The 448-nt window shown below is 69.2% G+C and carries 1 protein-coding gene; it reads left to right on the top strand.

All coding sequences use genetic code 11. The features are described 5' to 3' along the window. A partial coding sequence (locus MOV75_RS41865; protein ID WP_247008742.1) for a hypothetical protein occupies nucleotides 1-448 on the top strand: 448 nt, incomplete at both ends.

The following is a 448-nucleotide window of genomic DNA, read 5'->3' as shown; positions in this document are numbered from 1 at the left end:
CTCCTATGCGATGGCGCCGAGCGGTGGCAGCGGCGCAACCGTGGCCTTCGAATCCATCGACGGCCCGCCACCGCAGGTATTCGACCGCATGGTCGGCGTGCTCGACAGCGAATCCAAGCTGCGCAGCCTGTCCGTCGTCTCCCGCGAGGGCACGGCCGCCTACCGCGTGCGCAGCTACCTTTCCGCCCAGGTGGTGCGCGGGAAGACCGTGATCGCCTGGGTCTGGGACGTCTACGACGCCAACCAGCAGCGGGCGCTGCGCCTCTCCGGCGAGGAACCGACCTCGACGAAGGCTGGACGGGATGCATGGGCGGCAGCCGACGACCTCGTGCTGCGGAAGATCGCCCAGGCCGGATTCAGTGGCCTTTCCAACATGATCAACGGAACGCCGGATGCTCCGAGCGGGGCTCCGGGCTTGCGCGGACCGGCGGTGGCGAGCGTCATTCCG

The organism is Bradyrhizobium sp. PRIMUS42 (genome assembly GCF_023006515.1).
Classification (GTDB): Bacteria; Pseudomonadota; Alphaproteobacteria; order Rhizobiales; family Xanthobacteraceae; genus Bradyrhizobium.
The sequence above is the reverse complement of the archived record's forward strand: the minus strand, read 5'-3'. Positions and strand labels throughout refer to the sequence as shown.